22 protein-coding genes and 1 pseudogene are annotated in these 21,790 nt (G+C 65.9%); 11 read left to right on the top strand and 12 right to left on the bottom strand.

What is annotated here, in order from left to right; translation table 11 throughout:
* Window positions 1-912 (bottom strand): annotated as a pseudogene (locus DU475_RS04155) (tetratricopeptide repeat protein); the annotation flags it as partial.
* Between the two features lie 448 nt (window positions 913-1,360).
* Here DU475_RS04155 and DU475_RS04150 point away from each other — a divergent pair.
* Window positions 1,361-1,690, top strand: a complete 330-nt coding sequence (locus tag DU475_RS04150; RefSeq protein WP_013501230.1) for a hypothetical protein — start codon at window positions 1,361-1,363, stop codon at window positions 1,688-1,690.
* Window positions 1,691-1,703: 13 nt separating this feature from the next.
* Here DU475_RS04150 and DU475_RS04145 read toward each other — a convergent pair whose 3' ends face one another.
* Genes DU475_RS04145 through fliL form a run of 4 tightly spaced genes read right to left on the bottom strand, consistent with a single transcriptional unit; the run spans window position 1,704 to window position 4,594 of the window.
* Window positions 1,704-2,465 carry a MotE family protein gene (locus tag DU475_RS04145; RefSeq protein ID WP_047309229.1) on the bottom strand — a complete coding sequence of 254 codons (762 nt, stop codon included), beginning with the start codon at window positions 2,463-2,465 and terminating at the stop codon, window positions 1,704-1,706.
* Window positions 2,462-2,887: a DUF6468 domain-containing protein gene (locus DU475_RS04140; protein ID WP_013501228.1), complete on the bottom strand. Its 426-nt coding sequence runs from the start codon at window positions 2,885-2,887 to the stop codon at window positions 2,462-2,464. The genes DU475_RS04145 and DU475_RS04140 overlap by 4 nt, the downstream gene beginning before the upstream one ends.
* Window positions 2,884-4,086, bottom strand: coding sequence for a flagellar motor switch protein FliM (gene fliM, locus DU475_RS04135; RefSeq protein ID WP_013501227.1), 1,203 nt, complete (start codon window positions 4,084-4,086; stop codon window positions 2,884-2,886). Before fliM ends, DU475_RS04140 begins: the two co-directional genes overlap by 4 nt.
* A 7-nt stretch (window positions 4,087-4,093) precedes the next feature.
* Window positions 4,094-4,594: a flagellar basal body-associated protein FliL gene (fliL, locus tag DU475_RS04130; protein ID WP_013501226.1), complete on the bottom strand. Its 501-nt coding sequence runs from the start codon at window positions 4,592-4,594 to the stop codon at window positions 4,094-4,096.
* A 365-nt stretch (window positions 4,595-4,959) separates the two neighbouring features.
* On the opposite strand from fliL, the gene flgF reads away from it, so the two are divergent.
* The 4 genes from flgF to flgH are packed head-to-tail and all read left to right on the top strand — an operon-like array spanning window position 4,960 to window position 8,330.
* Window positions 4,960-5,721, top strand: a complete 762-nt coding sequence (flgF, locus tag DU475_RS04125; RefSeq protein ID WP_164630846.1) for a flagellar basal-body rod protein FlgF — start codon at window positions 4,960-4,962, stop codon at window positions 5,719-5,721.
* Between the two features lie 12 nt (window positions 5,722-5,733).
* Window positions 5,734-6,522 carry a flagellar basal-body rod protein FlgG gene (flgG, locus tag DU475_RS04120; protein ID WP_013501224.1) on the top strand — a complete coding sequence of 263 codons (789 nt, stop codon included), beginning with the start codon at window positions 5,734-5,736 and terminating at the stop codon, window positions 6,520-6,522.
* A gap of 12 nt (window positions 6,523-6,534) precedes the next feature.
* A complete protein-coding gene (gene flgA, locus DU475_RS04115; protein ID WP_047309228.1) occupies window positions 6,535-7,566 on the top strand; it encodes a flagellar basal body P-ring formation chaperone FlgA in 1,032 nt (343 codons plus the stop codon).
* Window positions 7,567-7,571: 5 nt separating this feature from the next.
* Complete coding sequence (gene flgH, locus DU475_RS04110) at window positions 7,572-8,330, top strand: flagellar basal body L-ring protein FlgH (RefSeq protein ID WP_164630844.1); 759 nt, start codon at window positions 7,572-7,574, stop codon at window positions 8,328-8,330.
* A gap of 195 nt (window positions 8,331-8,525) precedes the next feature.
* Here the strand turns inward: flgH and DU475_RS04105 are convergent, their stop codons facing one another.
* Window positions 8,526-11,678: a multidrug efflux RND transporter permease subunit gene (locus tag DU475_RS04105; protein ID WP_164630842.1), complete on the bottom strand. Its 3,153-nt coding sequence runs from the start codon at window positions 11,676-11,678 to the stop codon at window positions 8,526-8,528.
* A gap of 12 nt (window positions 11,679-11,690) precedes the next feature.
* Window positions 11,691-12,884: an efflux RND transporter periplasmic adaptor subunit gene (locus tag DU475_RS04100; protein WP_164630841.1), complete on the bottom strand. Its 1,194-nt coding sequence runs from the start codon at window positions 12,882-12,884 to the stop codon at window positions 11,691-11,693.
* A 148-nt stretch (window positions 12,885-13,032) separates the two neighbouring features.
* Here DU475_RS04100 and DU475_RS04095 point away from each other — a divergent pair, with 148 nt between their 5' ends.
* Both DU475_RS04095 and DU475_RS04090 read left to right on the top strand, forming a co-directional pair.
* Window positions 13,033-13,596, top strand: a complete 564-nt coding sequence (locus DU475_RS04095) for a TetR/AcrR family transcriptional regulator (protein ID WP_013501219.1) — start codon at window positions 13,033-13,035, stop codon at window positions 13,594-13,596.
* A gap of 194 nt (window positions 13,597-13,790) precedes the next feature.
* Window positions 13,791-14,078 carry a DUF3551 domain-containing protein gene (locus tag DU475_RS04090; RefSeq protein ID WP_013501218.1) on the top strand — a complete coding sequence of 96 codons (288 nt, stop codon included), beginning with the start codon at window positions 13,791-13,793 and terminating at the stop codon, window positions 14,076-14,078.
* Window positions 14,079-14,190: 112 nt separating this feature from the next.
* Here the strand turns inward: DU475_RS04090 and dksA are convergent, their stop codons facing one another.
* Both dksA and DU475_RS04080 read right to left on the bottom strand, forming a co-directional pair.
* Entirely contained in the window at window positions 14,191-14,601 is a 411-nt protein-coding gene (gene dksA, locus DU475_RS04085) for an RNA polymerase-binding protein DksA (RefSeq protein WP_013501217.1), read from the bottom strand.
* A 138-nt stretch (window positions 14,602-14,739) separates the two neighbouring features.
* Window positions 14,740-15,150, bottom strand: coding sequence for a flagellar assembly protein FliX (locus DU475_RS04080; protein ID WP_013501216.1), 411 nt, complete (start codon window positions 15,148-15,150; stop codon window positions 14,740-14,742).
* Window positions 15,151-15,447: 297 nt separating this feature from the next.
* Between DU475_RS04080 and DU475_RS04075 the strand changes: the two genes are divergently transcribed.
* From DU475_RS04075 to DU475_RS04060, 4 genes are all read left to right on the top strand, one after another.
* Window positions 15,448-16,569 (top strand): flagellar basal body P-ring protein FlgI, encoded by a 1,122-nt coding sequence (locus DU475_RS04075; RefSeq protein WP_013501215.1) that lies wholly within the window; start codon window positions 15,448-15,450, stop codon window positions 16,567-16,569.
* Window positions 16,569-16,904, top strand: a complete 336-nt coding sequence (gene flgJ / locus DU475_RS04070) for a flagellar assembly peptidoglycan hydrolase FlgJ (protein ID WP_013501214.1) — start codon at window positions 16,569-16,571, stop codon at window positions 16,902-16,904. The genes DU475_RS04075 and flgJ overlap by 1 nt, the downstream gene beginning before the upstream one ends.
* A 19-nt stretch (window positions 16,905-16,923) precedes the next feature.
* Window positions 16,924-17,415 carry a hypothetical protein gene (locus tag DU475_RS04065; RefSeq protein ID WP_013501213.1) on the top strand — a complete coding sequence of 164 codons (492 nt, stop codon included), beginning with the start codon at window positions 16,924-16,926 and terminating at the stop codon, window positions 17,413-17,415.
* Window positions 17,416-17,596: 181 nt separating this feature from the next.
* On the top strand, window positions 17,597-17,968 hold the full coding sequence (locus tag DU475_RS04060) for a hypothetical protein (protein ID WP_013501212.1): 372 nt from the start codon (window positions 17,597-17,599) through the stop codon (window positions 17,966-17,968).
* 106 nt (window positions 17,969-18,074) lie between these two features.
* Here DU475_RS04060 and flaF read toward each other — a convergent pair whose 3' ends face one another.
* From flaF to DU475_RS04045, 3 genes are all read right to left on the bottom strand, one after another.
* Window positions 18,075-18,443 (bottom strand): flagellar biosynthesis regulator FlaF, encoded by a 369-nt coding sequence (flaF, locus tag DU475_RS04055; protein ID WP_013501211.1) that lies wholly within the window; start codon window positions 18,441-18,443, stop codon window positions 18,075-18,077.
* Window positions 18,444-18,446: 3 nt separating this feature from the next.
* On the bottom strand, window positions 18,447-18,827 hold the full coding sequence (flbT, locus tag DU475_RS04050; RefSeq protein ID WP_013501210.1) for a flagellar biosynthesis repressor FlbT: 381 nt from the start codon (window positions 18,825-18,827) through the stop codon (window positions 18,447-18,449).
* A gap of 215 nt (window positions 18,828-19,042) precedes the next feature.
* Entirely contained in the window at window positions 19,043-21,706 is a 2,664-nt protein-coding gene (locus DU475_RS04045) for a DUF1522 domain-containing protein (protein ID WP_013501209.1), read from the bottom strand.
* Window positions 21,707-21,790: the final 84 nt, after the last annotated feature.

Genomic DNA, 21,790 nt, shown 5'->3' with positions numbered 1-21,790 from the left:
CTGCAGCAATCTCGGATCGAACGGCACGAGCTCCGGCAGCTTCAGCGCCGACGGTCCCATGGTTTGCGGCGCATCGGCGGTCGACGGCTGAAACCCGACATCGATGATGAAGTTCTTCTCCTCGCGGAACGAATGCACGTCGGCGCCGCCGATCAGCGCGAAATCCACGGTCGAATTCTCGCCATCGATCTTCTGCGCGATCGAGGCGACGCTCGGCGGCGATGCAAGCTGCGCATCGGCGAGATCGAAAGTCAGCGGCGTGTTGAACTGCACCGAGAGCTTGCGGTCGGTGAGGGTCGATGCCACCCGCACGTCCTGCGGCACCTCGAACACGTAGCGGACGAAGGTCGGCTGCACCGAGGTCCGCACCCGGCTCGGCGGCCGCTTCTTCAGCTCGGCCGTGGCACGCTGCGCCCGCAACGCCCGCTCGGCGGCGCGCGCCCGCTCGGCCAGCTCCTTGACGACGTCCGCCGGCAGCCCCGGCGGCGCACCGGTCCAGCTTTCGGGCAGCAGATCGACGAACAGCCGCTCACCCGCGGCCATCGCGTTGACGGTGAGCTTGCGCGTCATCGCCATGCGGATCGCATAGCCGTCCGGATCAGCCCGCGCCGAACCGATGTAACCCGGCGCCGAGTCGGCGAGCTTGTCGACCGGAATGTCGACCGGGCGCTTGAAACGGATCACCACGATCAGTCCGGCGGTGGCGACGTCGGACTCGACGTCTTCGGCGAGCTTGATCAGCAGCCGGCCATAGCCGCCCTTGGTTTCGAAGCTGGCTTCGCCGCGCACCTGTGCTGCGGCCGGCTGCGCGCTCAGCCCGGCAGCGATCAGCAGCGCGAGCGCAAGGCAGAGCCTTGCGACGCGCCCGACCAGCGCCTGCGACCAAACTCCAGCGGCAGCCATCCGCGCCATCCGTCGTGTCTTTCGGTCAACGACCCTGTCGTCTGCCGGCCCTCGGCAGTCTCGCCGCCGTCCATGATGATGCGCTTCGCGCATGCGCGTGGGCGCGGCGGAAGCGCACAGAACCGCAGCCTGCCCCACTAGGGCACAAAAGCCGTTAACGGTGGTTTAACCATCGGCGGCCGCAGCCATTGCGGCCCGGCTGCGGCACCAGGCCACCGTCAACACAATCTAAGATTTAGATTGTCGACATAAACACGTTTTTGGTAGCATCGACTCCCGCGGCGAGCACGAACGCCCGAACCATCCTCACGAGCGATTGTGATCGCGATGCCCGTCCCGCCACGCCGCCACCGGTCGCCCTGACGCGTCCTGACGACGAACCATCGCAAACGATCGAACCGGCACTGCCCGCCGACGCGGCGCGCTCACAGACCTCACTGGCAAGCTGACCACCACCATGCTGCTGAAGGGACTTTATAAAGTCGAGTTCGAAACGCCGCGCCGCAAAGCCGTCGGCGTGATCTTCGCATCCGACGGCCGGCTGCACGGCGGCAGTTCGGCGTTCGCCTATATCGGCGCCTACGAACAGAACGGCCAGTCGATCCACGGTACCGTCACGGCGCGCAGGCACACCGGCGATCCGACGATTCAGTCGGTGTTCGGGATCGACGAGGTACGGGTGGACTTCCACGGCTCGACGATCGGCGACTACGCGCAGGTGGAAGGCATGGCGGCAGAAGCCCCATCGCTCGGCTTCAAGGCATTGCTGACGCGGATCAGCGGGTAGTCCACCGCGCCGATCACTGCCGCGGCGCCGGCCGGCCTTCGATCTTCGGCAACACCTGAACCGATGCGGCCACCGCCGCCTTGCCGGTGGCGCGGCGCGCCATTTCGACGGTGAGCTTCTCGGCGGCTTCCGCCGTCATCAGCCCGAGGATGTCGGACATCTTGCGCGGCGCGATCTGGGTAGCGATCTCGATCAGCACCGGCATTTCCAGACGATCGAAGATCTTCGCGGCGTCCTTCGGCTTCATCGACTCGTACATCGTGACGATGCCCTTGAAGCGCGCCGTCTCCGCCTCGGACTTCTCTTCGCTGGCCTTGCCGATCTGTCCCTCGGTCTCCTTCATCTCCTGGACCTTGGCCTCGATCCGCTTCTCCGCGGCCTTGAGCAGGCTCTCGCGGATTTCGACTTCTCGGGCGCGCGCCTCGAGCTCCTGGCGACGCGCCTGCAGGCGCTCCAGGATGGCGCGTTCCGAGGCGGAAATCGGCGGCGTTTCCGGCTCGGCCTCGGCCGGCTTGGTCTGCTCCGGGGCCGCGACGGCGGGCTTGGGCTCTTCCTTTTTCGGCTCGCTGGGCACCGAGCCGGTGATGTCGGGATCGATCTGCTTCCGGCCGGGGAAGTTCAGGTTGTCCTGGGCCCATGACGGCTTGGTCGCGTTCGGGTCGTAGTCGAACACGTAGCCGCCATCGAGCGCCAGTCCGGCGATCTTCAGCACCGCGAGGCCGAAGATCGCGACCAACACCACCGGCAGGATGCGGATATCCCGGAATGCGTTCATGCAGCCAAGCCGTCGTGTCGCCTGCGCTCCGCGAACGCCTGCGCCGCCGCCGCGTTGGCCTGCGCCGCCGACACCGCCGGCAGGTCGCCCGCCGGCCGCGCCGCCGCAACGATCTTCGACAGCCGCCGCAGCACGTTGTCGCCTTCGCCGAGCTGCTTCTTCAATTGATCGGACAGCGCGGAGGCGGCGGCGATGTCGCGGCCGAGATTCTCGTTGACCTCACGGACGGTGAGCTTGAGACCGCCGATTGCGCGCTCGGCGATCTCGGTGACGGTGATCAACTCGCCGATCGTCGCCTTCAACGAGGCTTCGTCCGCCTTCAGGCGCAGCAGGCGCTTGTTGAGCATCCAGCAATAGCCGATGGTGACGAGCAGCAGCACGGCGACCAGACTTTCGATCACGATTGCGAAGGTGTGGCTCATTGTGCCTCCATCATTTTGCTCTGCTCGTCGGTGCGCTCGAACATCGCGTAGGTGGTGAGCGGCCTGCGCAACGGCTTGGTGACGCGAATGGCGACGCGGTCTCCGACCCGGCCCATCCGGCCTTCGGTGAGCACCACGCTGCCGCAGCGCACCGCCACGGTGGCGTCGGCGCGCAATTCCAGCGGCAGGGTGTCGCCGACCTGCAGCGCCATCAATTGCCGCAGTGGCAGTTCGGCTTCGTACAGCACCGCGTCGACCGAAATGTCGGCCTGCACGATCTCGGTGGCGAGGTGGCCTTCCCAGACCTGATCACGGCCGAATTTCTCGCCCATGAACATCTGCATCAGCACGCCGCGGATCGGCTCGATCGTGGCGTAGGGCAGCAGCAGCTCGATGTTGCCGCCGCGGTCTTCCATGTCGATGTGCAGACGGACCAGGATCGCGGCGTTGGCCGGCCGGCTGATCGCGGCGAAGCGCGGATTGGTCTCGAGCCGGTCGATCGAGAACGACACCGGCGACAGCGGCCGGAACGCCTGCTCGGCGTCGGCGAGCACGACCTCGAGCAGCCGCTTCACCAGGTTGGTTTCGATCGTGGTGTAGGGACGTCCCTCGATCCGCAGCGCGGCCTGACCGCGGCGGCCGCCCAGCAGCACGTCGATCATCGAATAGATCAGGCTGGAATCGACGGTGGCGAGCCCGAAGTTCTGCCACTCCTCGGCCTTGAACACGCACAGCACCGCCGGCAGCGGAATCGAGTTCATGTAGTCGCCGAAACGCACCGAGGTGATGCGATCGAGCGAGACTTCGACGTTGTCGGAGGTGAAATTGCGCAAGCTCGTCGTCATCAACCGCACCAGGCGGTCGAACACGATTTCGAGCATCGGCAGACGCTCGTAGGAGACCATCGCCGAGTCGATGATCGCCCGGATGCCGGAGTTCTCGTCGAGATGCACCTCGCCGACGCTGAAGCCGAGGAGATTGTCGATCTCCTCCTGCGACAGCACCCGCTCGCCGCCGTTCTTGCTGCCGCCGAGATCGCGGCCGCCGTCCTCGACCATGGCGGCCCATTGCTCCGCCATCGTCCCGGTGAGTTCGTTCTCCGCTGCCGCCTTCGCCGCGGCCTCGGGATCCTCCGACGCCATGGAGGCTTCCCATTGGGCGGCAATTGCGTCCTGGTCGAGTTGGTCCTGGCCCGCCATGGTCAGCTCACTGCACCAGCACTTCCTTGAACAACACGGCCGTCACCTGCGAGGGCGCGATCGCCATGTTGACCCGGCGCGTCAGCTCCTCCTTCATCCGAAACATCCCGACCGAACCGTTGAGGTCGCCCGAACGCAGCTCGCGCAAATAGGTCTGAAACAGGTCGGTGATGCGCGGCATGTTGGGCTTGATCTGCTCGACCAGCTTCTCGTCCTTCACCTCGAGCACGACCTTGGCCTTGAGATACTGCACCCGTTCACCCGGCGTGCCGGCCAGGTTGACCATGATCTCCGGCACCTCGATGAAGCTCGGCGGCTTGACCGCCTTGGCGGCTTCGGCGTGTTCCGCCTCTTTATGGTGACCGGCAGACAGAAAGAACCATGCGCCACCGCCGCCGCCGATCAGCACCAGGGCTGCGGCGGCGCCGATGATGATGAGCTTCTTCTTGCTCTTCGGCGCTGCGCCTTCGGCCGCTGCGCCTTCATCCGGTTTCTCTGGGTCCGCCATCGGCCGAATCGCCCGTGTGTTGCAAAAGCGAGCCGCGGCCGAGGCGAACCGTAAACGCGAGACTAACGCCGCCAGCGCCCAAGGCTCTGATCAGACGACGCTATGGCGCAATGGTTAACGGAACCTTTCCACGGCGGCCGCGGCTAGGAAGAATTTGCCGGCCGGTATGGTCAACAAGACCTTTATTGCCGCCCTGCCGCGCCCACAGAAACGGCCAAACAACTGAAATATCGTCATTTTTTGAACTGGCACGGTCTTCGCTAGATCTCCGTCGAGCCCCGCGCTTGGGAGAGCACCTGGGGTTCGCACGATGCGCCGACGGTCTGGGAGGGCTTGGCGGCGGATCATTCAAGGGAGAACCACCGATGGAGAATGCACTTCTCGTCGGACTGTCACGGCAGGTCGTGCTCGAACGACAGATGGATGTCGTCGCGAACAACCTCGCCAACATCAGCACCAACGGCTTCAAGGCCGAGCGGTCGATGTTTCAGGAATTTCTGAACACCGGCGCGCACGAGGACAATTTCGCGCGGCCGGATCGGCGCGTCAGCTTCGTGCAGGACCGCGCCACCTATCACGATCTGTCGACCGGTTCCTTGCAGCAGACCAAGAACCCGCTCGACATCGCGATCGACGGCCCGGGCTTTCTGGTGGTGCAGACGCCGCAGGGCGAGCGCTTCACCCGGGACGGGTCGCTGAAGATCAACGCCCAGGGCCAACTCGTGAACAGCTCCGGCTTTCCGGTGCTCGGCACCGGCGGTCCGATCGTGATCCAGCCGACCGACAAGGAGCTCTCGATCTCGCCGGACGGCCGCGTCAGCGTGCTGGAAGGCACCTCGATCATCGACTCGCTGCGCGGCAAGCTGCGGGTGGTGTCGTTCGACCGGCCGCAGACCCTGATGAAACAGGGCGGCAATCTGTTCGCGCCGACGTCGGATCAGGGCACGCCGGACATCAAGTCGATGCTGCGCCAGGGCTACGTCGAGAAGTCGAACGTCAACTCGGTGCTGGAAATGACCCGGATGATCGAGGTCACCCGCACCTACACCCAGATCTCGGCGATGCTGCAGCAGCAGAGCGAGCTGCGCAAAGCCGCGATCGAGAAACTCGGCGAAGTGCCGGCCTAACGGAGACCGACGATGCGTGCACTCTACACCGCGGCGACCGGGATGGCGGCCCAGGAGCTCAACGTTCAGGTGATCTCCAACAACATCGCCAACATGCGGACCACCGGCTTCAAGAAGCAGACGGCGCAGTTCCAGGATCTGATCTACGATCACGTCCGCCGCGTCGGCGCGCAGGCATCGGACCAGGGCACGATCCTGCCGGTCGGCGTCGACATCGGCGGCGGCGTCAAGACCGTCGGCACGCCGCGGCTGATGACCCAGGGCACGCTGTCGCCGACCGGCAACGACCTCGACATGGCGGTGCGCGGCGAAGGCTTCTTCAAGATCCAGATGCCGGACGGCACCTTCGCCTACACCCGCGACGGCTCGTTCACCACCGACAACACCGGCCGCATCGTCACCGCCGGCGGCAACCCGGTGCAGCCCACCATCACCATCCCGAACGGCGCGACCAGCATCACCGTCGCCACCAACGGCCAAGTCTCGGTGACGATCTCCGGCTCGACCACCCCGACCGTACTCGGCCAGATCGGCCTGACGCGCTTCATCAACAAGGCCGGCCTGCAGCCGCAGGGCGACAACCTGTTCGTCGAAACGCCGGCGTCGGGCACCCCGCAGGACGGCATCGCCACCGCCGACGGCCTCGGCGACATCATGCAGAAGACGCTGGAGCAGGCCAACGTCGAAGTGGTGACGGAAATCTCCGACCTGATCTCGGCGCAGCGCGCCTACGAGATGAACGCCAAGGTCGTCAGCGCCGCCGACCAGATGCTGCAATCCACCGCCAACATGTTCCGCTGAGGGAGGCGACTGATGATCCGCACGCTCCTTCTCGCCACGACACTGATCGCCGCGGCTGCGGGCGGCGCCGCCGGCCAGGCCGCCGCGCCGTCCGCCCAGCCCGACGACGGCGCGCGCCCCAGCGACGTGCTGAAATCGCCGGTGCTGCGCCCGCATGTCGAAGTCACCGGCGAACTGGTGCGGATCGGCGACGTGATCGAGAACGCAGGCACCGCGGCCAACATCGCGATCTATCGCTCGCCGGACCTCGGCACCACCGGCGCGCTGCCGACCGCGACGGTGCTGGCCGCGCTGCGCGCCCACCAGGTGATCGGCGTCGACACCCGCGACATCTCCGAAGTCACGGTGACCCGGCTCGCCCGCACGCTGCCGGCCAAGGAGATCGAGCAGCAATTGATTCAGACGCTGCAGCAGCGCCACGGTCTCGGCGAGGCCGAAGACCTGACGGTGAATTTCGATCGCGACATCGAAACCAAGACGCTGCCGGCGAGCTATTCCGGCAAGCTGCAACTCGTCAGCGAGCGTTTCGACCTGCGCAGCGGTCGGTTCGACGTCAGCTACGAGATCGCCGGCGGGAGCGGCGCGGCGCCGGAGCGGCTGCGGCTCACCGGCACCGCGATCGAAACCGTCGTCGCCACGGTGCTGACCCGCCCGGTGCAGCGCAATGAAGTGATCAAAACGTCCGACATCGCGACCGAACGCCGGCCGAAGAGCGAGGTCGCCTCCGATGCCGCCTCGCGCGATGGCGCGATCGGCATGCAGGCGCGGCAGCCGCTGCGCAGCGGCCAGATCCTGCGCAACGCCGATCTCGCCAAGCCGGATCTGGTGACGCGCGATCAGAGCGTCACGCTGATCTATCGCACCGCGGGCATCTATCTCACGGCACGCGGCAAGGCGCTCGAAACCGGCGCCGAGGGCGACGTCGTCAACGTCCTCAACCTGCAATCCAAGCGCACCATCGCCGGCACGGTGATCGGACGCGGCCAGGTCTCGATCACCGCCGTCTCCCCGCGCATCATCGCCAGCGCAGCGAAACCCGAGTAACGTTCATGTCCAAGTCAGTGCCGTTTCAACGCATCGTTCTGGTCGCCGCCCTGATGGCGACCGGCGGACTCGCCGGGGGGTGCTCCTCGATCGATCGTCTCGCCGCGATCGGCGAACGGCCGGCGCTCACTCCGATCGAGAACCCGACCACACAGCCCGGCTACAAGCCGGTGCAGATGCCGATGCCAAAACCCGAGGTGGCGTCCTACAACGCCAATTCGCTGTGGCGGAACGGCAGCCGCGCGTTCTTCAAGGACCAGCGCGCCGCCAAGGTCGGCGACATTCTCACCGTGACGGTGAACTTCACCGACAAGGCCAACATCGCCAACCAGACCCAGCGCAGCCGATCCAGCAAGGAAGACTCAGGCGTCACCGATTTCATCGGCAGCAAGACGATCACCAATACCGCCACCGCGGTACTTCCCGGCCGCATACTGACGACGGACTCGACCTCCTCGACCGACGGCAAGGGCTCGGTGCAGCGTCAGGAAGCGTTGCAGACCACGGTCGCCGCGGTGGTGACGCAGGTGCTGCCGAACGGCAATCTGGTGGTCGAGGGCAAGCAGGAAATCCGGGTCAATTTCGAGATCCGCGAACTGATCGTCGCCGGCATCGTGCGGCCCGAGGACATCCAGAGCGACAACATCATCGACAGCAGCAAGATCGCGCAGGCCCGCATCGCCTATGGCGGTCGCGGCCAGATCACCGACGTGCAACAGCCGCGCTACGGCCAGCAGGTGATGGACGTGCTGCTGCCGTTCTGATCGTCGAACCCCGACAACGAGCTCCCACACCCGGCCGCGAACCTAGGCGCGGTCAGGTGTTCCAACGCGGCCTCCTCCGGCTCTCCCTCCGGACGGAGGCCGCGGTCGTTTTGAAGCAGTGCAGGCGTCGCCGAACGTGAACTGGTCGCTGAGTGACTTCCGCCATGGCCGGGCCTGACGAGCAGCCGACAGCACCTATGACCGCACGACCGTCGTCGACGGCAGCTCGCCCTCGCCTGTCGCGCCCTTGCCGTCAGCCTTCTTCCGCCGTTCCACTTTCTGCAGCACGAAGACGTAGAACACCGGCACGAACAGCACCGCCAGCACGGTGGCGGACAGCATGCCGCCGAACACACCGGTGCCGATCGCGTTCTGGCTGCCGGCGCTGACACCGCTGGCGAACGCCAGGGGCGTGACGCCGAGAATGAACGCGAGCGAGGTCATGATGATCGGACGGAAGCGGATGCCGGCCGCCTCGATCGCCGCCTCGCGCAGCGGCTTGCCATCGGCATGGAGATCCTTGGCGAATTCGACGATCAGGATCGCGTTCTTGGCGGACAAACCGATGATCGCGATCAGGCCGACCTTGAAGTAGATGTCGTTCGGCATGTCGCGCAGCATCACCGCGAGCAGCGCGCCGATGATGCCGAGCGGCACCACCAGCATCACCGACAGCGGGATCGACCAGCTCTCGTACAGCGCCGCCAGCAGCAGGAACACGAACAGCACGCTGAGGCCGAGCAGGAACGGCGCCTGATTGCCGGACTGGATCTCCTGCAGCGACTGCCCGGCCCATTCGAAGCCGAAGCCGCGCGGCAATTGTTTCGCCAGCCGTTCCATCTCGGCGATCGCTTCGCCCGAGGAATGCCCGGGCGCGGCGTCGCCGGCGAAGCGCACCGACGGATAGCCGTTGAAGCCGATCACCTGAATCGGTCCCTTCGACCATTCGGTCCGCGCGAACGCCGACAGCGGCACCATGCCGCCTGCGGCATTGCGGACATTCAGCTTGAGCAGATCGTCCGCGTGCATCCGGCGATCGTCCTGCGCCTGGATGGTGACGCGCTGCATCCGGCCGGCGTTGGGGAAGTCGTTGACGTAGGCCGAGCCGAGGCTGCCGGTGATGGTGGCGTTGATATCGGCGAACGACACGCCGAGCGCGTTCGCCTTCTCACGGTCGATCACCAGATGGAGCTGGGCGGAATTGGCCAGGCCCTCGACCCGGACACCGGCCAGCACCGGACTGGCGGCGCCGGCCGCGGTCAGACGCGTCGCGGCATCATCCAGCGCCGCATTGCCGCGGCTGCCGCGATCCTGCAGGCGGAAGGTGAAGCCGGTGAAGTTGCCGAGACCGTCGATCGGTGGCGGCTCGAATGCCATGACGGCGGCATCGCCGATCTTCGCCAGTTCGACATTGGCGCGCTGGGCGATCATCGCGGCGCTATCATGGCCGCGTTCGCTCCAGTCTTTCAGCGTCACGAAGGCCACCGCGGCACTCTGCGAATTGCCGGAGAAGCTGAAGCCTGCGACGGTGAACACCTGGGACACGCTCGGATCGGCGAGGAAGACGCGTTCGGCCTGTTCGATCGACGTCATCGCGCGGGTCTGGGTCGCTTCGGTCGGCGCCTGCATGTCGACGATCAGATAACCCTGATCCTCGGTCGGCAGGAACGCCGCGGGCAGCCGCAAGTAAGCCCAGCCGAGGCCGGCCAGCAGCGCCAGATACACCACCATCAGCCGCCCGGTCCGCCCCGTGGCCCAGCGGACGCCGTTACGGTAGCGGCCGGCGATGCGCGTGAAGCTGCGGTTGAACCAGCCGAAGAAGCCGGCCTTCTCGTGGTGATCGTCCGGCACCGGCTTCAGGAAGGTGGCGCACAACGCCGGCGTCAGGGTCAGCGCCAGGAAGCTCGAGAACAGGATCGACACCACCATCGTCAGACTGAACTGCCGATAGATGATACCGACCGCGCCGGGGAAGAACGCCATCGGCAGGAACACCGCGGTCAGCACCAGCGTGATGCCGACGATCGCGCCCTTGATCTGCCTCATCGCCTTGATGGTCGCCTGCCGCGGCGACAGCCCTTCGGTCGCCATCAGGCGCTCGACGTTCTCGACCACGACGATGGCGTCGTCGACCAGGATGCCGATCGCCAGCACCATCGCGAACATCGTCAGCACGTTGATCGAGAAGCCGGTGGCGAACATCACCGCGCAGGTGCCGAGCAGCGCGATCGGCACCACCAGGGTCGGGATCAGGGTGTAGCGGATGTTCTGCAGGAACAGGAACATCACCACGAACACCAACGCGACCGCTTCGGCGAGCGTGTACAGCACCTTCTCGATCGACGCCTTGATGAACGGCGTGGTGTCGTAAGGAATCTCGTAGGTCATCCCTTTCGGGAAATACTGCGCGAGTTCCTTCATCTTGGCGGTGACGGCCCTGGAGGTGGCGAGCGCATTGGCGGTCGCCGACAACTGGACGCCGATCGAAGCCGCGGGCTGACCGTTCAGCCGGCTCTCCGAATTGTAGTCCTCGCCGCCGACCTCGACCCGGGCGACGTCGCGCAGCCGCACCGACGAACCGTCGCGATTGGCACGCAGCACGATGCCGCCGAATTCCTCCGGCGTGCCGAGCTGGCCCTTGACCAGCACCGGCGCGGTGACCTCCTGCGACACCGGATTGGGCGTCGCGCCGATCCGCCCGGCCGCGACCTGCGCGTTCTGCGCCGCGATCGCCGCCGAGACGTCGCTGACGGTCAATCCGACGCCGAACAGCTTGTCCGGATCGATCCAGACCCGCATCGACCGCTGGGTGCCGAACAACTGCGCCTTGCCGACGCCTTCGACCCGCCGGATCTCGCTGATGATATTGCGCGTGATGTAGTCGCCGACCGCGATGCTATCGAGCGAACCGTCGGTGGTCTGCACCGAGATGAACATCAGGAAGGTGCTGGAGGCTTCGTCGACCAGGATGCCGCGCTGCGTCACCGCGCTCGGCAGCCGCGACTCGACACGCCGGATGCGGTTCTGCACGTCCACCGTGGCCTGCGCCAGCGAGGTGCCGGGCTGGAACGAGACCTCGATCGAGATCTGGCCGGTCGCGTCGGTGGTCGACTCGAAGTACATCAGGCCGGGAATGCCGGCGAGCTGATCCTCGATCAGCCGGACGACGCCCTGATAGATCTCCTCCGACGAAGCGCCCGGATAGTTGGCGGTGACCGAGATCTTCGCAGGCGCGATGTTCGGATATTGCGCGACCGGCAGAAACGGAATCGCCAGCGCGCCGGCGATCATGATGAAGATGGCGACGACCCAGGCGAACACCGGCCGCGAGATGAAGAAATCAGGCATGATCGCCGGGCCTCACTTCGCGCGCGAGGCGCTGGCCGTGCCGGCCGCCGCGATCCCGGACCACGGCTTAGGATCGACCGAGGCCCCCGGCGACAGCGCCTGGAAGCCCTGCACGATCACCGCATCGCCGGCCTTCAACCCGCTGGCGATGATCCAGCGGCCATCGACCAGGCGCGTCGGTGTCACCGGCCGCAACTCCGCCCTGCGATCGGCGGTGACCACGTAGAGCTGCGCCTGCCCGCCGGGATCGCGGCGCAACGCACGGTCCGGCACGGCCAGCACACCGGCCTCCTCGCCCTGCACCAGTTGCACCCGGACGTACATGCCGGGCAGCAGATCGCCGTCCGGGTTGGGAAACTCGCCGCGCAGCGTCACCTGCCCGGTGGTCGCGTCGACCGAGGCTTCGGAGAACAGCAACCGGCCGCGATGCGCGTAGTTGGTACCATTGTCGAACCGCAAGCGGACCTCGGCTTCGATTGCGTCGCCGGGCTTTGCGGTGCGCTGCGCGGCATGCTTGAGCGCCAGCATCTCGTTGGCCGACTGAGTGAAGTCGGCATAGACCGGATCGAGCTGCTGGATCGTCGCCAGGCTCTCGCTGCCGCCGACGGTGAACAGCGCGCCTTCGGTGATCAGCGCGCGGCCGATGCGGCCGGTGATCGGCGCACGGACTTCGGTGTATTGCAGATCGAGCTCGGCGGTCTGCAGGCCGGCGCGTGCGGAGGCCTCATCCGCCTCGGCCTGGGCCAGTTCGGCGACCGCCTTGTCGTAGAGCTGGCCGGTGGTGACGTCGCGATCCCTCAGCCGGGTCTGGCGCTCGGCCTGCTGGGCCGCCAGCGTGCGCGTCGCCACGGCACGCTGCAGCGCCGCCTTGGCGCTGGCGACGCGAACCTGGAACGGCGCCGGGTCGAGCCGGTACAGCACATCGCCCTGCTTGACGATGGTACCTTGTTGAAACACCCGCTCGATGATGATGCCCGAGACCCGCGGACGCACTTCCGCAATCCGCGTCGGCGCGATCCGGCCCGGCAGATCGCTGACGATGCGCAGCGTTTCCGGCGCGACCGTCACCACGCTCACCACGACCGGCGGCGCTTGCTTCTCCGCTGCGCCGGCCTGCTTGTCTTCGCCGCAGCCGGCCAGGCCCACCAACATGCCAAACGCGCAAGCGGCCCGGAGAGCGGCAATCGTCTTCGTCGTCACGGTCATCACCTTTGCTCGGCGCGGCCGCAGGGCTCCCCAGCCTCGCCGCAACCGCTCAAAAGATACCGGTCGGTTGGTATATTATCTGATTGACAATGACAACCGCCCTCCGTCTAGATTCACCGCAACGTCACAGGGAGAGCCTCTCGCCGCGATGAGCAGCGCCTATGAGCGAAAGAAACAACCGGAAGTCGTCCGGCGCGCGCTGATCGATTGCGCCGCCGCCCTGGCGCTGGAGCGGGGGCTGCAGGCGGTGACGGTGCAGGCCGTCGCCGCCGCGGCCGGCGTCACCAAAGGCGGCCTGTTTCATCACTTCCCGACCAAGGACAAACTGATCGAGGCGGTGTTCGACGCCCAGCTCGACGTGTTCGGCGCCGCCGTCGACGAGGCGCTGCAGGCCGACGATTCCAGCTACGGCTGCTTCACCCGCGCCTATGTCCGAGCCACCTTCAACCTCAGCGATCAGGACCACAGCCAGTGCGGCGGCGCGTTGGCGGTGTCGATGATGACCGATCCGCTGTTGCGGCCGCGCTGGTCGGCCAGGATGCGGGCATGGCTGGCGACGCACAAGAAGACCGACTCCGCGCCGGCGCTGGAGATCGTCCGGCTCGCCGCCGACGGCGCTTGGCTCGCCGACCTCACCCACCTCGCCCCCGATCTCCGGATGGACCGCAAGAAACTGCTGGCGCGGCTGCTGGCGATGACGCGGAAAGACTGAGGCGCGAAACCCGGGCCCGGTGCGGACACGCCGGATCACGGCCGATCACAACTCCTCGGTCCGGACATCGGCGGACATGATCCGGCGCATCGACGGCATCCCGGGATCGTAGTTGTATCGCGTCCGGAGGACGCTACGTTCCCCCGCGCCCGATGATTCCTCGTCGAACCATCGGGCCCAATGGAGAGATTCAGATGACCAAGACCGGCGCCGCGTTGTTGGCGGCAGCGACCATCCTCACCCTGGCGGCGGCTCCGGCCTCGGCCCGCGATTTCCCTTATTGCCTGCAAGGCGGCGAATGGGGTTACCCCGGCAACTGCCAGTTCGACTCCTACCAGCAGTGCATGGTGACGGCCTCCGGCACCCGGGCCTATTGTGACATCAATCCTGTGGTCGCGTTCGGCGCACGCCAGCAGGCCGCCGAGCCGCAGGACGTTCCGCCGCCGCAGCAACAGCCTCGTCAGCGTCAGCGCCGATACTGAGCCTGCGCGTCCGTTCGCTCCCGGAGCGGTACAGCGAAGGCCATGCTCGAAAAAACAACGGCGCCGCTTCCAACCGGGAGCGACGCCGTAAAACTTCAATCAGGCGACCGACCTATTCGTCGCGATACACCTTTTCGCGCTTCTCATGGCGCTCCTGGGCTTCGACCGAGAGCGTCGCAATCGGGCGCGCCTCGAGCCGCTTCAGCGAGATCGGTTCGCCCGTCTCTTCGCAATAGCCGTAGGTGTTGTCTTCGATACGTTGCAGCGCTGCGTCGATCTTGGCGATCAACTTGCGTTGACGGTCGCGAGCGCGCAGTTCAATCGCGCGGTCGGTTTCGGAAGAGGCGCGATCGGCCAAGTCGGGATGATTGACGTTCTCTTCCTGTAGTGCCTGGAGCGTGAGTTTGGCTTCACGCAGGATCTCGTCCTTCCAAGCCAACAATTTGGCGCGAAAATACTCGCGCTGCCGCTCGTTCATGAACGGCTCTTTCTCGGATGGTCGATAGTCTTTCAACTTTTCCAAGGGCAATCCATGATTCACATCAGACGGTAAGCACCCCGCCTGCGCGGCAGCTTATATAGCGCCGGGTTGTGACAGACAATATCGTCCGCACCGATCGCACCGGAACGCCGGAATAGCTGGGGAACGGGATTGGCCGGGTCAGGCCTGGCCGGCCTTGGCGAGTTCGACCTCGACCCGCAGCTCGATCTCTGCGAGCACCGCATCGAGGCCGGGGTCGCCGGAGGAGTTCTTCAGTTCGGCCGCGGCAGCGCGTAACCGGGCCACCGTGGCGCCGTCCAGCGAGCCGGACAACAGCCCGATCTTCAGATCGTCGAGCGCATCCAGGGCTGTGCGGCCGCGCTGCACCGAACGCTTGCGCCGCTCGGTGGCATCCTCCACCCCCTGCATCGCCAGCAGCGCATCGAGACCGGCGGGCGGGCGCGGCGCGCTGATCGGCTTGGCTTCGGAAGGTGTCGGGGCGGTGGGCAGTGAAAACGTGCTCGATCCGGAGCGCCGGACAGTGCCGGAGCCGGTCGAGGTGGTGGTGCCGTTCGGACCGTAAATGCGCATCGTGTCTCTCGCCGTGTCCAGGCTCGCCGCGGAACAGCTTACACCCAGGGCGGCAACAGGGCTGAGGCCCCCGACCCGCAGCAAACCGGTTTATGGTTAACGATGGGTAAACGGCTCGGCAAGATTTGCCGGCGACGGCAGTTTCGCCGCGTCTGGAACCCGTCCGGAACCTTGGACGATGGATTTTCGCCTCGCAAATTCAACAGGTTGCTTCAATTTGCCGGGTGGCACAGGACTGGCAAGGAAAGACCGACCACATCGCCCGCGACAGCAGCGATGGATCGACAGGAGCCGACAATGCCGCGCGTACCCACCCACCTGCTGAAACTGGCCGCGGCCGCCCTGTGTGCGCTGCTGCTGTCCGGCGTGGCGGCGGGCGCGACCTCGCGGATCAAGGATCTCGCCAATATCGAAGGTATCCGCCAGAACCAGTTGATCGGTTACGGTCTGGTGGTCGGCCTCAACGGCACCGGCGACACCCTCAACAACATCCCGTTCACCAAGCAGTCGCTGCAGGCGATGCTGGAGCGGATGGGCGTCAACATCCGCGGCGCCACCATCCGGACCGGCAACGTCGCGGCCGTGATGGTCACCGGCAATCTGCCGGCGTTCGCCACACAGGGTACCCGGATGGACGTTACCGTGTCGGCTCTCGGCGACGCCAAGAACCTTCAAGGCGGTACCCTGCTGGTCACCCCGCTGCTCGGCGCCGACGGCAACGTCTATGCGGTCGCGCAGGGCTCGCTGGCGATCGGCGGTTTCCAGGCCGAGGGCGAAGCCGCCAAGATCACCCGCGGCGTGCCGACGGTCGGCCGGATCGCCAACGGCGCGATCATCGAGCGCGAAATCGAATTCGCCCTGAACCGGCTGCCGAACGTGCGGCTGGCGCTGCGCAACTCCGATTTCACCACCGCCAAGCGGATCGCCGCCGCGGTCAACGACTATCTCGGCATCAAATGCGCCGAGCCGCTCGATCCTTCGACCGTCCAGCTCTCGATCCCGGCCGAATTCAAGGGCAACGCGGTGGCGCTGCTGACCGAAATCGAGCAATTGCAGGTCGAGCCGGATCAGGTCGCCAAGATCATCATCGACGAACGCAGCGGCATCATCGTCATGGGACGCGACGTTCGGGTCGCCACCGTGGCGGTGGCCCAGGGCAATCTGACGGTGTCGATCTCCGAAAGCCCGCAGGTCAGCCAACCCAATCCGCTCGGCGGCGGCCGCACCGTCGTCACGCCGAATTCGCGCATCGGCGTCACCGAGGACGGCAAGAAGCTCGCCGTGGTCAAGGACGGCGTCTCGCTACAGCAGCTCGTCGACGGCCTCAACAGCCTGGGAATCGGTCCGCGCGACCTGATCGGCATCCTGCAGGCGATCAAGGCCGCCGGTGCGATCGAAGCCGACATCGAGGTGATGTGATGCCGCTCTCCAACGCCTACGGCCCGACCCTTCCGACCTACAACGGACGGCCCGACTTCACCCTCGCCGAGGCGCTGTCGAAGCTGCCGGCTCAGGTCAAGAAGAAGGCCGAAGCGACCGCCAAAGACTTCGAAGCGATGTTCCTCAACACCATGTTTTCGCAGATGACCACCGGACTGAAGGGAGACGGACCGTTCGGCGACACGGTCGGAACCGGCGTCTGGCGCTCGATGCTGACCGAACAGCATTCGCAGGCGATCGCCAAGGCCGGCGGCGTCGGCATCGCCAGCGACGTGTACCGCTCCCTGATCCTGCAACAGGCAGCCCGCTCCTGAGACCGCAAAGGACGACGCCATGACCGCGACGCAAAGCCAGCAAGTTCAGCCCGCTGCCGTACAGCCCGTCACCACGCCGGCGGCGGCCCGCACCCTCGCCGCGGGCCTGATCGAGGTGATGGAATCGCTTCTGAAGGTGATCGAGCGCGAAACCGAGCTTGTGCGCGCCGGTCAGATCGCCGACGCGATGCGGCTCGAGGGCGACAAGACCGAAGGCACCCGGCGTTACATCGCTGCGATCACGCTGGTGCGCGCCAGCCAGCCCTACATGGCCAAAGCGACGCCGGATCTGCTCGCCACGCTGCATCGGCACCACGAAGTGTTCAGGGCGATGCTGCAGGTCAACCTCACCGTCCTCGCAACCGCTCATGCCGTCTCGGAAGGCATCGTCCGCGGCGTCAACGCCGAGGTGCAGAAGCGCAACTCGCCGCAGACCTACACCGCCTACGGCCGGCACACCGGCCCGAGCCCGCGCCAGCTCACGCCGATCGCGGTCAGCCGGTCGCTGTAGGACGCCTCCCTCCGATCGATCGCTGCGAAGCGGGCGCGCAGTGGCGCCGAGTCGTGCACGCCTCCGGTAAGCACCGCTTTCGATTCAAATCATCGGAGTCTTTGCAGGAGGAATTTCAGAACTGTTTGCCACGATGCTGGCGGAGGTGTGGGATTGACCTGATGGAGGCCAGGAGGCTGACATGAGTATCGATTTCGCCACAAAGCCGGTGGGGGCGCCGGTCATGACGCCGATCCTCAGGCCGGAGCCTGATGCGGCGCGAGCTGCCGTACCGACCGATCTGCCGGCGCCTCGGAGCGTCACCGCAGCGGAGGCCGGATCGGCTATGCCCCCGGCGAAGCCCGGGAGCGATCCAGCGCCGTCGGTCTCCCGTCAGGTGATCTTCGATCGGGCCGCGGCGCAGATGGTGTACGTCGCCGTCGATCAGGACACTCAGGCGGTGATCAGCCAGTATCCTGAATCCTGGCAGCTCAAGGCACGCGCTTATTTCCGCGAACTCGAGCATTCGAAGCCCGAGCGTACCGGCTCGCTCACGACCGACCGCGTCGTCTGACGCCTGCTCGGATCGTTCGTCGCGAACTCCCCGGCCTGCCGGTTGCAGGCGCGGGCGCTTCGTGCTGACCGAACCGATCGCACCGGACACGGCACCGCGCGTCTGCTCATGCGCGACCGCTGAGGCCCGCGGCGATGTTGCGGTTGATGTCGATCAGCGCCTGCAGGCGCTCGACTTCCGGCTTGATCTGCAACGCGCTGGACTGGCTGAGCACGAACACGCCGATGTTGGCGATGTTCTGCCGGATCTCGATCGATTGCGGATTGTCGTCGCGCATCGCTTCGGAGACGAAGATCGACCACAGCTTGCGATTGAACATCAGCGCTTCCTGAAGTCCGATCGCGCCCTTCTCGTCCCAGTTGGTGACGACGTCCTGGAGCTGCTTGGCCGCCTTCAGCAACGCCTGCGCTTCGATCTCGCGGGGAGATGCGGTTCTTTGCGCGGTTCTGGCGTAAGCTTGCGCGGCACTCGACATCGTCTACCTCGACAACAATTCTTCTTCACGCTTGATGAGGGGGCGCAGCTCTCTGAGTGCCTTATAGAGATTGCCGCTTAAGATATGATTACTGGTTGCTTCGATCGTTTCGCGAAAGCTCGGAACCGCCTCGAGCAGGTCTTTGATGAAACCTAGATACAAATCCTGATACGCCGGTATGTCGTTTTGCAGATACATCATCTGTACGCAGAGATAGATGCGTTTGACCGGCGTGTTGGCGGTCTCCGCGGTCAGGATGTCCTTCTCGCGCAGGATCGGCGCGTCGCCGTCGATGAGAAATGTCGTGCGGGTGTCGGAGTTGGTGATCACGCTCTGGCCGATCACAATCCGCTCGAACGGCTTCAATTCGACTCGCAGAGGCATCGTCTCTCCCTTCGCATACGGTCACCGGGCCAAAACCGACTCGTGCTCGAGCCGTTTTTTCTTATGCGCAGGGTTTCCGAATCGATCCAGCACAAACGCAGCGTCGTTTCCGGGGAAAAATGCAACGGCCATTTGCGCGGCGCCGAATCGCGCCGACGTCCGGACCGCGGATGGCCCGCCCTCGCCGCCCCGGCGCGAGGCCGGGGGCGCCGCGATCACCGCAGCAGTTGCAGGACGCTCTGCTGCGACTGGTTGGCCAGCGACAGCGCCGACACGGCGATCGACTGCCGGGTCGACAGCGCCTGGCTGTTGGCTGCTTCTTCGTTGGTGTCGGCCAGCGTCAGGTTGGACGAGCCGGTCTGCAGCACGTTGATGAGGTTCTTGGCGAATTCCTGACGGATCTGCACGATCGACAGGTTGGAGCCGTAGGACGACGCCTGCGAGCGCAGCGTGGTCGATGCGGTGTTGAGCGCGGCGAGCGTCTTGTTGGTCGCGGCGTTGTCGATGAAGTCGACGCCGGCGACCAGCGTCGGCAGGCCCAGCGCCGCCGGCGACAGCGCGGTGCCGACGATGGTCAGCGTCGACTTGCCGGTCTCGTTGAACACCAGCTTCAGCGTGTCGCCGTTCAGAAGGTTGACGCCGTTGAACGACGCGTCCTGCGACGTGGTGGTGATCTGCGCAATGACGTTGTTGTACTGCTCGACCAGCTTGGCGCGCGCGGTCTGCGAATTGAGATCGGCGACCGGCGGATTCGGCGTGGTGAAGGTCAGCGTCGAGGTGATGGAGCCGCCGAGCACGCCGCCGTCCTCCGCCGAGCCGAGCGTCGACGAGGCGTAGTCGTTGTTCGACGAAATGGTCAGCACGCCGTTGGCGTCGATCTGCGCGATCAGATTGTTCGGCGCCAGCTTGGCGTTGAGCTGGGCGAGCGTCTTCACCGTGCCGCCGGTGCCGTCGCCGAAGGTGACGCTGACCGGGGTGCCGCCCTTGAAGGCGGTGAAGGTCATGGTCTTGCCGGAGACGCCGCCGGCGCCGGAAGCGCGCGACGCCTGGAACACGGTCGAGGTGCCGGTGTTGCCGGCGAGGCCGAGCGCCAGCATTGCGTTGCCGGTGCCGCTGATGGTGAGGTCCGAGGCGCTGCCGGTCGAGATCTTCAGCGAGCCGCTCGACAGCGACGAGTTCGCGGCGCCGGTCTGCGTCGTCAGCGTCGCGCCGGTCTGCGACAGCGTCGCGGTCTGCACGCCGGTGGCGAGGTCGATCGCCTTCAGCACGTCGGCGATGGTGCCGCCCTGCAGGTACACGGTCGAATTGCCGAGGCCGTCGGTTTCGACATTGCCGGTCACGCCGGTGTGGGTCGCCGAGGGCAGCGGCACCGGTGCGTTCTTGAAGGTGATGGTTTGGCCGTTGACGGTCAGGATCGACCCGTCTTCGATCAGCGTGCCGATGGTGCCCGCCCCCGTGATGCGGGGAACGTCGATCGTGGTCGGGCCGGATCCGGTCGAGGTGGTGAGGTTCAGCGATTTCAGGAAGTCGGCCGGGCCGGTGACGTGGAGGTCCGCGCCGGTCGAGGAATTCAGCGTCACCACGCCGCCGGTGCTGATCGAGGACGGCGTACCGTTGGCGGCGAAGGTCGCGACGCCGCCGGCAATCGTCGCCGACTTGACCCCGCTGGCGAGATCGATCGCCGTCAGCACGTCGCCGACCGTGGCGTTGGTGAAAGTGTTGCTGGTGCCGAGATAGATCGTCGAGTTGCCCTGCGAGTCGGCGACGATGTTGCCGAGCACGCCGGAACCGACCAGCAGGCCCGACGGCGACGGCGGGTCGGAGGCCTTGAAGGTGATGGTCTTGCCGTTCACCGTCAGCGTGGTGCCATCGGCGATCGCCGCGCCGAGACCGCCGACGGAATTGAACAGCTTGGTGCTGGCGTTGATCGCGGTGGCAGCGGCGCTGCCGAGCGGCACCGTCACCGAGGAGCCGAGACCGAGCTTGGCCAGCACGGTGCCGCCGGTGGTGTCGGAGATCTGTAGTTCGCGATTGGTGCCGGTGTGAAGCTCGAGCCGGCCGGCGGCATTGACCACCGACGCGTTGGAGGTGTTACCATTGATGGTGTCAATGGTCGCCAGCAGCGCGTTGATCGGCTGGTTGACGCCGAGCGTGTAGTTTCCGTTGCTGTCGATCGTCGGCGTGCCGGTCGCGGTGAAGGTGATGGTCTTGCCGTCGACCACCAGCACGTCGCCCGCCTGAGGCCCCGTCGGGGTCGTGGTCGAGCCGTTGGTCAGCGACGAGATCAGGTCGGTGCCGGTCGCGGTCGCGGTCGCGGTGCCGGTGTACAGCACGGCGCCGGTCGCGGTGGCGTCGGTGGCGACGTTCTTGGTCACGGCAGCAAGCGACGACACGCTGCCGATGCCGCCGCCGAGCGTATCGGTCGCCGACACCCCGTTGGTACCGCCGACGGTGCCGTCGTAAATCACGTTGCTGGTCGCGATCGCGCTGGCGAAGGTCTGGGTGCCGCGCAGATCGTTCGGCGTAGCGCCGGCAATCGTGGTCGAAACGTTGGATTTGGTGCTGTAACCGACGTTCGATTGCAGCGCCTGATTGGCGATCGACTTGGCGGTGTCGATCAGCTTGTTCAGCGAGGTGATGCCGGTGTTGGCCGCCTGCAGGATCTGGACGCCGTTGCCGATGCCGTCGAGCAGATTGTTGATGTCGCTGGCGCGGCTGTCGAGCCCTGCTGCGGTGAAGAAGTTTGTCGGATTGTCGAGCGCGGTATTGACCTTCTTGCCGGAGGCAAGCCGGTTCTGCGTCGTCGCCAACAGATCGGCCGTCGACTGCAGCGATAGCAGATTCTGGCGAACCGCTGCTGAGAGAACCACATCAGCCATGATGCAAACCTTCCTGATCCGCGCTGGACGTCGACCTTCAGTCGCACGTCGCTGCTCGCGTCGAACGGATCGTTGCCGCTGCGA

It is taken from the genome of Rhodopseudomonas sp. WA056 (assembly GCF_010906995.1).
GTDB lineage: Bacteria > Pseudomonadota > Alphaproteobacteria > Rhizobiales > Xanthobacteraceae > Rhodopseudomonas > Rhodopseudomonas palustris_G.
The sequence above is the reverse complement of the archived record's forward strand: the minus strand, read 5'-3'. Positions and strand labels throughout refer to the sequence as shown.